Below are 9,101 nucleotides of genomic sequence, written 5' to 3'. Positions count from 1 at the left end.
CTGATCACCGACTATCCCGATCGCCTGCGCGCCGTGCTGCAGGCCCGCGGCATCGCCCTGCCGCCCGCCACCCCTGTCGCGCCATAGCCGCAAAAAGGCCACAGGCCCCGATTAATGACGGCCAGGCGACAAATTTGCCGCAGGGCGGCTTCAGGGCTTCCCAGGCCCGGCATCCGGAGCTAAAAGGGCGCCGCGCCGCACCGCCGGGGTGGCGCCGGAACCAGGGACGGCCAGCATGATCACTGCCTACCTGCCGCAAGGCGGCCAGCTGCAACGCATCGAGCTTACCCCCGACTCCACGCTGCCTGACGGCGTGGTGTGGATCGACCTGCTCGAACCCAGCCAGGCCGAGGAAAAGGCCATCGAGCGCCTGCTCGGCATCGAAATGCCGACCCGCGAGGAGATGCAGGAGATCGAGACGTCGAGCCGGCTGTATCGCGAAGGCGATGCCAGCTACATGACGGCGAATATCCTGTTCCATGCCGAGACGGCGCAGCCGAAGACCACCGCCGTCACCTTCATGCGCACGCCGCGCGCCACGGTGACGCTGCGGTTCGCCGACCCGCTGTCATTCCGCCAGTTCGTCGCCCGCGCCCAGCGCCAGCCCAGCCTGGCCGCCTCGCCCGATGCGGCCCTGTGCGGCGTTCTCGATTCCATCATCGACCGCGCCGCCGACGTGCTGGAGATCGCCGGCAAGGACCTGGATGGCGTGTCGCGCAACATCTTCGGTTATGGCACGCCAGAACATGAATCGGCCGACGAGGTCGATCTGGAAGAGGCCGTGCGCAAGCTGGGCCATGTCGAGGACCTGAATTCGCGCATCCGCGACAGCCTCGTCTCTCTCACCCGCCTGATCGCCTTCCTGACCCTGACCATGGCCGAGCAGCGCGGCACCAAGGAAAGCCGCAGCTGGCTGAAGACCCTGGCGCGCGACGTGCAGTCGCTGAACGAGCAGGCCGCCTTCCTGGCGCACAAGGGCAATTTCCTGCTCGACGCCACGCTTGGCCTGATCAACATCCAGCAGACCAAGATCATCAAGATTTTCTCGGTGGCCGCCACCGTGTTCCTGCCGCCGACCCTGATCGCCAGCATCTATGGCATGAACTTCGAGCATATGCCGGAGCTGTCCTGGAATTTCGGCTATCCGATGGCGATCCTGCTGATGGTCGCCTCCGCCGTGCTGCCTTACTGGTGGTTCAAGCGGAAAGGCTGGCTGTGATGAAAGTCTCGCTCGACGACCTGATGGAGCGCCCGATGGGCGAGGCGATGTGGCGCGGCTGGCGCAGTCGCTGTCCGCGCTGCGGCCAGGGCCGTATGTTCGGGCGTTACCTCAAGGTCAACGACGCCTGTCCGTCCTGCGGCCTGGAACTGGCCGGCCATCGCGCCGATGACGCGCCGCCCTATTTCACCATCCTGATCGTCGGCCATATCATCGTGCCGCTGATGCTGCTGCTGGAGCAGCATGTGCATCCGGCCGAATGGGTGCATATGGCGCTGTGGCTGCCGCTGACCCTGCTGCTTTGCCTGTGGCTGCTGCCGCATATCAAGGGCACCCTGATCGGCCTGCAATGGTCGCGGCGGATGCACGGATTCGGCAGCGAACCGCACTGATTTCGCAAAGCGCGCTATACTGCGCCGGATGACGTCCGGCGAATCGAAAATCGAAAAACCCAAGCCCCCACAGCCGATCCGGGATGCGGCCACGCTGATTCTCTATCGCCGCCGGGGCACCGGAAGCGATGGGCGCTTCGAGGTGCTGATGGGCGAGCGCCATGGCGCCAGCGCCTTCATGCCCAACCGCTATGTGTTTCCCGGCGGCCGGCTCGACCTCGGTGATTACAGGATCCGCCCGGCCGCCCCCCTCGATCCGGTCAGCGCCGCGCGGCTGGCCCGCTGCAAAGGAACCGGGCCGCGCAAGGCCCTGGCCCTCGCCCTGGCTGCGATCCGCGAAACCTTCGAGGAATCCGGCCTGCGGATTTGCCGCCCCGGGCCACAACCGGCTGAGCCGCCTTCTGGCTGGACTGATTTCTGCACCGGCGGCCTAGCCCCAGATCCCTCCCGCCTGCTCTATGTCTGCCGGGCGATCACCCCGCCGGGCCGGCCGCGCCGTTTCGATGCCCGTTTCTTCGCCGCGCCAGCCGAGGCCGCAACGGGCGAACTCCGCCCCTCGCCCGAACTGGACAAGCTGAGTTGGCTGACCCGGCAGGAGACCGAGGCCCTGCCCCTGCCCGGCATCACCCAGTTCGTGATCGCCAACCTGGAAACCTGGCTGCAGCCGGCCACTGCGGGTGATCCGGCCTGTCGGACCCCCTTCCATTACATGCGCCATGGCCAGCGCCAGCTGGACTGGGAATGATGTCGGCGACAACCAGACCGGTGCGGCCACGAGACGCCGCCAGCCTGATCTTGCTGCGCCGGGATGTTGGCGGCGCCGTCGAGGTCCTGCTCGGCCGCCGGGCCGGCAAACATCGTTTCCTGCCCGATGTCTATGCCTTTCCGGGCGGCCGCCTCGACTTAAGCGACAGGTTAGATACAATTATTAATGATTTGAATTTTAAAGATAATACTGTGACCAATATAGGCTGCGCGCCATCGCTGGCCCGCGCCCTCGCGGTGGCGGCGGTGCGCGAAACCTGGGAGGAAACCGGGATCGCCCTCGGCCGGATCGCGGCCGGACGGCTGCAGCCGGACCTGTCGGGCCTGCGCTATGTGGGCCGGGCCATCACCCCGGCGGAAAGCCCGATCCGCTTCCATGCCCGGTTTTTCCTGCAGGATGTCGGCGACCGGCCCCTGACGCTCGGCGGCTCGGGCGAGCTGCTGGATATCGCCTTCCGGCCGCTGGAGGTCGCCCTGCGGCTGCCGCTGGCCGACATCACGGAATTCATGCTGCACCAGATCGGCCGGCTGGGGCCCGACCTGCGTCCGGAGCGGCCGGTTTTCTGGCGGTACCGCCGGGGTAAGCCCATGATCCGCTGGGAGAAAGCATAAGCGGTTGACATCGGGGTGCGAATCCCTATGCTGCGCCGCCAATCCTAGCCGACCGCAAATTCTGGAACCCGAGTCATGGCCAAGCCGACTACCCTGAAGATCAAGCTGGTGAGCAGCGCCGACACTGGTTACTTCTACGTCACCAAGAAGAACCCGCGCACCAAGACCGAGAAGCTGTCGTTCAAGAAGTACGACCCGGTGGCGCGCAAGCATGTCGAGTTCAAGGAAGCCAAGATCAAGTAAGCTTTCCGCGCCGACGCGAACCGCGTCTGGCTGCCGAACCGAAAGCCCCGCTTCAACGGCGGGGCTTTTCGTTTTTGCCGGGCCGGAAAAGCGTCAGGTGTCGAGCGCCATGGCGGGGTGGTGGGCTGGCACGCGGCGCAGGGCCGCCCACAGGCTGAGCACCGACAGCAATGTCGCCACGGCGAACAGCCCGGTATAGCCGACGGCATCGGCCAGCACGCCGCTGACCAGCGCTCCGCCCATGAAGACGAAAAGCTGGGCGCAGGACAGCAGGGTGAAATCGGTGCCAGCCCGCTCCTTCGCCGCCGCCCCCATGAACAGGGTGTAGAGCGCGACGACCTCCATGTAGCGCGACACGGTGTTGCTGACGATCAGACCGATCAGCAGAGCGTGCATCTGCAGCCCGAGCGCGGCATAGAGGCCGCAGCCGAGGAAAACCGCGCTGCGCAGCAGGCCAAGCCCCAGGATGGTCTACCACAGGCCATAGCGCCTGATCGTCCAGGCCGCCAGCGCGGCGCCGAACAGGCCGGCCGTGGCGGCCGAGGCCCCGGAGAGATAGCCAATTACGTCGAGCGACAGACCGTTATCGACCAGGAACGGCTTTTCCATCGCCTTGGTGATGCCTTCCGAAGCACGATAGACCAGGGCGAAGCCCAGCACTGAATAGGTGACCGGATCCTTCAGCGCGGCGCGCAGCGAGGCGGGCGCCACCGCCGCGGCCTGCTCCGATCCTGCGGCATTGGCCGGCTTCTCTTCCATCAGCAGGGTCGACAGCAGCGTGAGGGCTGACAGGCCGGCCAGGATCAGGATGGTCGGCGTCCAGCCGAACTGGCTGTAGAGATAGAGCGTGAGGCTGGAGCCGATCACCACGCCAATCGCCACGCTGCCGCCCTGGATCGCATTGCCACGCCCACGTTCGCCGGCTTTCAGCCGCTCGGTGGCATAGCCGTCGGTCGCGATATCCTGGGTTGAGCTGAGCAGCATCACGCAGAAGCCGAGGCCGAGCGCGATCCACATATTCGTCGGCGGCAGGAAGGCAAACAACACCAGCAGCGCGACGACGCCGATCTGCATCGGCAGTATCCATGAGCGCCGGTGGCCCAGCCGCGCCAGGCCGAACAGCCGCAGGGGCGCGCGGTCGACCAGCGGCGCCCAGAGGAATTTCAGCATCAGCGGCGCCATCAGGATGCCGACCAGGCCGATGGCGCTGCGCGACACGCCACCATCGCGCAGGATGGCCGGCAGCGCCGCAGCATAGAGATACATCGGAATGCCCTGGGCGACATACAGGCCCAGCAGCGCGAAATAGAGCCGCCGCCTGTGGCGAGGCTCCGCCACCATCATGCCGTCACCAGCGCTTTGCATTTCAACACGGCCGGTTCTGCCGGCCCGTCAGGCCGGCCGGTAAATGATCCGGTTACGGCCGCCATTCTTGGCTTCGTAGAGCGCGTCATCCGCCCGTTTGAGCAGCGTCTCCGCATTGTCGCTGGAGTTCGACGACGTGCAGCCGATCGAGCAGGTGACGGTCAGCTCGCCGGCGCCACGCGTCGCCACCGGCTTGTCGCCCAGCGCATGCAGCAGGCGGTTGGCGACCACTTCGGCGGAATCGAGATCGGTATCGGGCATCAGCACGACGAATTCCTCGCCGCCATAGCGGCAGGCCATGTCGATGCCGCGGATGTTGCGTACGATGCGGTTGCCCACCTCGCGCAGCACCTCGTCGCCCACCGGATGGCCGTGGTTGTCGTTGATCTGCTTGAAATAGTCGAGATCGAGGATGACGACCGCCGTGCCATGCTGACTGCCGGCCTGGCTCAGCAGAGTGGTCAGGTGCGAGGCCATATAGCGGCGGTTATACAGGCCGGTCAGCGGATCGGTGACCGCCATTTCCATGCTCTGCTGGTAATGCAGGCGCAGACGGTCCTGATAGCGCTTGCGGCGCACCTGGGCACGCAGCCGGGCGATGAATTCATTGCGATCAATCGGTCGCACCACATAATCGGTGACGCCGATTTCCAGACCCTTCACCAGCTGCTTCTGGTCATCCGGCCCCACCAGCAGCAGGATCGGCACGTTGCGGGTTTCCTCGGTGGTGCGGAAATGCGAGCAGAGCCGCAGGCCATCAGGGTTCTGCAGGCTCAGGCTCACGACCACGGAATCATATTCCACCTGGCGGGCGCGATTGAGCGCTTCCATGCCATCGGCGATCAGCTCGGTGCGGAACTGGCCTTCGAGCATGCGCTGCAGCCGCACCTGGTCGCGCGGATTGTCCTCCACCAGCAGAATCTGCGCAGAGGCATAATCCTCATCAAGTTTCGGCACCGGCGGAGAAATCACGCCCAGCGACGCGGATGTGCGTTCGCGCATGCGCAGTTCGTCGAGCATGAGCTTGACGCGCAGCAGCGAGCGCACCCGCGCGAACATAGCGGTGTCGTCGACCGGCTTGGTCAGGAAATCGTCGGCCCCGGCGCTCAGGCCCTGCACCCGGTCTTCCGGATCGCCCAGCGCGGTGACCATGATCACCGGGATATGCGCGGCCTCCGGATCGGCCTTCAGGCGGCGGCAGACTTCGAAGCCATCCATGCCCGGCATCATCACATCGAGCAGGATCAGGTCGGGTTTCTGCGACGCGACCGCGTCCAGCGCCTCGGGACCCGAGCCGGCCGTGATCACTTCGTAATATTCGCTGGTCAGCTTGGCTTCCAGCACCTTGATATTGGTGCGGATGTCGTCGACGACCAATATGCGCGCGGTCATCGGAGGGCGATGCTAGGGCTCAGGCCCGGGGCTCAAGAAACTGCTTCACCGTCTCGATGAACTTGCCGACCGAGATGGGCTTGGCGATATAGGCGTCGCAGCCACCCTCGCGCATCTTCTCCTCATCGCCCTTCATGGCAAAGGCGGTGACGGCGACCACCGGGATGGTGCGCAGGTTGTCATCTTCCTTGATCCACTTGATCACTTCCAGGCCGGAAACCTCGGGCAGCTGGATGTCCATCAGGATCAGGTCCGGCCGGTGCTTGCGCACCATGGCCAGCGCTTCCATGCCATCCTTGGTCTGCAGGGTCTGGTACCCATGCGCGTCAAGCAGGTCGTGGAACAACTTCATATTGAGTTCGTTGTCCTCGACGATCAGTACTGTCTTGCTCATCAGACGCCTTCCCCGGATATTCTATCGCTGCCCTGCGCCATATTTTCCTGAGTATCCAGTGTTTTGTAGCATCCCGGAGAAGCCCGGCCAAGCCGTTTACCATGACAATAGTTAGTCCATTATACAGTCGATGAGCCAGATGTCCGACCAGACGCCACTCCTTCCCGCATCGGTTGCCGAGCAGATTGCCGGCCTAACCTTTACGTCAGGGCAGCCCCTGATCATCGTCGATGCCGACGAGGTCCTGTTCTACTTCATGCGGGGGCTGGAGGTTTTCCTGGCCGGACGCGACCTGTATTTCAACTGGGCCTCCTATGCCCTGTACGGCAATATCCGGCAGCGGCAGGACGACATGCCGGTCGCCGCCGAGCTGCTGCACCCTCTGCTGCAGCGTTTTTTCGCCGAAGCGACCGAAGACCTCGAGCCGGTGGATGGCGCCGCCGCAGCGCTTGCCGCGCTCAGCGAGACGAACCGCGTCGTGGTGCTGAGCAATGTTCCCATGGCGGCCCGGGAAGCCCGGTTGCGGGCGCTGCGGCGCCATGGCATGGACTTTCCGCTGGTCGCCAATAGCGGCCCGAAAGGACCCGCCGTCGCCAGCCTGATCGAGCGGGCGACCGCGCCGGCGGTCTTCATCGACGACATTCCCCACAATCACAGCTCGGTCGCCCAGCTGGCGCCGGCGGTGCATCGGCTGCATTTCATCGCCGATCCCCGCCTCGCTGCCCTGCTCGGCCCCGCCGCCGACAGCCATCACCGCGCCGAGAGCTGGCCCGACCTGCAGCGCCTGATCACCAGCCTGCTGGTGCCGGCATGAGCCTGCGCATCGGCATCGACCTGGGCGGCACCAAGATCGAGGCCATTGCCCTGACCGATGATGGGCGTATTCAGGCCCGGCGCCGCGTGCCGGCGCCGCGCGGCGACTATCACGCAACAGTGACCGCTTTGCGCGACCTGACGGCCGCCGTGGCGGCTGAGGCTGGCGAGACGACGACGACGGCGCCGGTCGGGGTCGGCATCCCGGGCACCATCTCGCCGGCCACCGGCCTGATCAAGAATGCCAATTCCACCTGGCTGATCGGCCACCCGCTGGACCACGACCTGACGGCCGCCACCGGACGCCGCGTGCGGCTGGCCAACGACGCCAACTGCTTTGCCCTGTCGGAGGCCAGCGACGGTGCCGGCGCGGGCAAGGCCGTGGTGTTCGGCGCCATCCTGGGCACCGGCTGCGGCGCCGGCATCGTGGTGGATGGCCGCGCGCTGACCGGCCCGAACGCCATCGCCGGCGAATGGGGCCACAATCCGCTGCCTTGGCCTCAACCCGACGAATTACCCGGCCCGCTGTGTTACTGCGGCAAACATGGCTGCCAGGAGACTTTCCTCTCGGGCACCGGGCTGGAGCTGGATTTCAGCACACAGACCGGCCGCGACCTCGATGGCCCGGCGATCGTGGCGGCGGCAGAGGCCGGCGACCCGGCCGCCGAAGCGACCCTGCGGCGTTACGAGCACCGGCTGGCGCGTGGCCTGGCGACGATCCTGAACGTGCTGGACCCCGACATCGTCGTGCTGGGCGGCGGGTTATCGAACCTGACGCGCCTGTATGAAACTGTGCCGCGCCTGTGGGGCGCCTATGTCTTCTCCGATACCGTCACCACGCCATTGGTCAAGAACCATCACGGCGACAGCTCGGGCGTGCGCGGCGCGGCCTGGCTGTGGGCGCCGAATGAGATCTGAGCCCGGCGAGACCTAATCAGCAGGGCCGCCTAGCAGGGATCGCGCGGCTTGATCTCAAGCAGCCTGAGGCTGGCGCGGATCGCGTAGTCGCCATAATCGAACACGATGTCGTCGGCCACGCCGTTTTCGAACAGGCGATAGGCGATTTCGTAATCCGGCGTGTCCTGGCTCTTGTCGGAGGTGAAATAGGCCAGCCGCACGCGCCAGGAGCGCTGGCCCTTCAGCGGCGCCAGCAAAGGCGTATCGCCCTTTTCCACCGGCAATTCGCCGCCGATGAAACCGCCCACCTCGCTGTAGCCCTCGGCGGAGGCGCCGTCATAGACGGCGGCATGCAGCCAGTTGCCGCCGGTGCGGGCCAGGCTGATCAGGCGCATGGTGTGCTCGGTGGGAAAGGCCGTGCCGGCCGGCAGGGCCAGCTCGGTATCCTCGGGCTGGGTGAAGCGCACCAGGCCGGATTCCCCGCGCCCCTTCAGCATGCCTTCGCCGGCCAGCTCCTGGTCGAGGTCGCCATTCACCTCGTCCTTCATCTGGAAGCGGAAGCGCTGGCCATCGAGCGATTCCCAGGAATTCAGCACCATGTTGTTGAGCAGCGTGCCATCCTCGGTGCTGGTTTCGATCAGGAAGCGCTGGTTCAGCACATAGCCGTCGCAGGCATTGACGAATTCCAGGCTGAGGCCACCCGCGATGCCATTGCGGTAATTGCGCGCATCGAGCTTGGCCACCGACAGGCTGTACAGCGCCCTGTGGCTGACCAGGCCGCGGGCGATCTCGTCCAGCTGGCCGGCATCGGCCGCGCGGGCGTTGGCGGCAAAGGCAACGGTCACAAGGACGGGGGTCACAAGGACGGGGGCCACAAGGACAGGGGCCACAAGGATGGGGCCGGCCGGCAGCCCGAGCAGGGCAAGCAGCAGAAATAAAATGCGCAATCTGGCGACAGCCGACATGGGGGCCTTCAGACAGGGCCGGACCTGACCCGAGGATAAGACAG

Annotated in this window: 12 protein-coding genes; 7 read left to right on the top strand and 5 right to left on the bottom strand. The window is 65.7% G+C overall.

The genetic code is table 11. The features are described 5' to 3' along the window. Positions 1-235: 235 nt before the first annotated feature. From Q1J79_RS09245 to rpmG, 5 genes are all read left to right on the top strand, one after another. On the top strand, positions 236-1,219 hold the full coding sequence (locus tag Q1J79_RS09245; RefSeq protein ID WP_300299494.1) for a magnesium transporter CorA family protein: 984 nt from the start codon (positions 236-238) through the stop codon (positions 1,217-1,219). Continuing rightward, complete coding sequence (locus tag Q1J79_RS09240; protein ID WP_300299492.1) at positions 1,219-1,611, top strand: DUF983 domain-containing protein; 393 nt, start codon at positions 1,219-1,221, stop codon at positions 1,609-1,611. The genes Q1J79_RS09245 and Q1J79_RS09240 overlap by 1 nt, the downstream gene beginning before the upstream one ends. Positions 1,612-1,639: 28 nt before the next feature. Beyond that, complete coding sequence (locus tag Q1J79_RS09235; RefSeq protein WP_300299490.1) at positions 1,640-2,356, top strand: NUDIX hydrolase; 717 nt, start codon at positions 1,640-1,642, stop codon at positions 2,354-2,356. A 212-nt stretch (positions 2,357-2,568) separates the two neighbouring features. After that, the gene (locus Q1J79_RS09230; RefSeq protein ID WP_367182977.1) at positions 2,569-2,988 is read left to right on the top strand and encodes a hypothetical protein; all 420 of its coding nucleotides are present in this window, start codon (positions 2,569-2,571) and stop codon (positions 2,986-2,988) included. A gap of 75 nt (positions 2,989-3,063) precedes the next feature. Beyond that, positions 3,064-3,231 (top strand): 50S ribosomal protein L33, encoded by a 168-nt coding sequence (gene rpmG / locus Q1J79_RS09225; RefSeq protein WP_300299488.1) that lies wholly within the window; start codon positions 3,064-3,066, stop codon positions 3,229-3,231. A 93-nt stretch (positions 3,232-3,324) separates the two neighbouring features. Here rpmG and Q1J79_RS09220 read toward each other — a convergent pair whose 3' ends face one another. The 4 genes from Q1J79_RS09220 to Q1J79_RS09205 form a co-directional block, all read right to left on the bottom strand. Continuing rightward, a complete protein-coding gene (locus tag Q1J79_RS09220; RefSeq protein WP_300299487.1) occupies positions 3,325-3,627 on the bottom strand; it encodes a hypothetical protein in 303 nt (100 codons plus the stop codon). Between the two features lie 75 nt (positions 3,628-3,702). Then, positions 3,703-4,596 carry an MFS transporter gene (locus Q1J79_RS09215; RefSeq protein ID WP_300299486.1) on the bottom strand — a complete coding sequence of 298 codons (894 nt, stop codon included), beginning with the start codon at positions 4,594-4,596 and terminating at the stop codon, positions 3,703-3,705. A gap of 27 nt (positions 4,597-4,623) precedes the next feature. Next, on the bottom strand, positions 4,624-5,988 hold the full coding sequence (locus Q1J79_RS09210; RefSeq protein WP_300299484.1) for a PleD family two-component system response regulator: 1,365 nt from the start codon (positions 5,986-5,988) through the stop codon (positions 4,624-4,626). 19 nt (positions 5,989-6,007) lie between these two features. Continuing rightward, positions 6,008-6,382 (bottom strand): response regulator, encoded by a 375-nt coding sequence (locus tag Q1J79_RS09205; RefSeq protein WP_300299482.1) that lies wholly within the window; start codon positions 6,380-6,382, stop codon positions 6,008-6,010. Between the two features lie 130 nt (positions 6,383-6,512). On the opposite strand from Q1J79_RS09205, the gene Q1J79_RS09200 reads away from it, so the two are divergent. Both Q1J79_RS09200 and Q1J79_RS09195 read left to right on the top strand, forming a co-directional pair. Then, a complete protein-coding gene (locus Q1J79_RS09200) occupies positions 6,513-7,196 on the top strand; it encodes a hypothetical protein (protein ID WP_300299480.1) in 684 nt (227 codons plus the stop codon). Next, on the top strand, positions 7,193-8,113 hold the full coding sequence (locus Q1J79_RS09195; RefSeq protein WP_300299478.1) for an ROK family protein: 921 nt from the start codon (positions 7,193-7,195) through the stop codon (positions 8,111-8,113). The genes Q1J79_RS09200 and Q1J79_RS09195 overlap by 4 nt, the downstream gene beginning before the upstream one ends. Before the next feature lie 29 nt (positions 8,114-8,142). Here the strand turns inward: Q1J79_RS09195 and Q1J79_RS09190 are convergent, their stop codons facing one another. Then, positions 8,143-9,057: a DUF1849 family protein gene (locus tag Q1J79_RS09190; RefSeq protein ID WP_300299476.1), complete on the bottom strand. Its 915-nt coding sequence runs from the start codon at positions 9,055-9,057 to the stop codon at positions 8,143-8,145. Positions 9,058-9,101: the final 44 nt, after the last annotated feature.

It is taken from the genome of Ferrovibrio sp. (genome assembly GCF_029255545.1).
Classification (GTDB): domain Bacteria; phylum Pseudomonadota; class Alphaproteobacteria; order Ferrovibrionales; family Ferrovibrionaceae; genus Ferrovibrio.
This window is presented reverse-complemented; position numbering and strand designations above follow the sequence as displayed.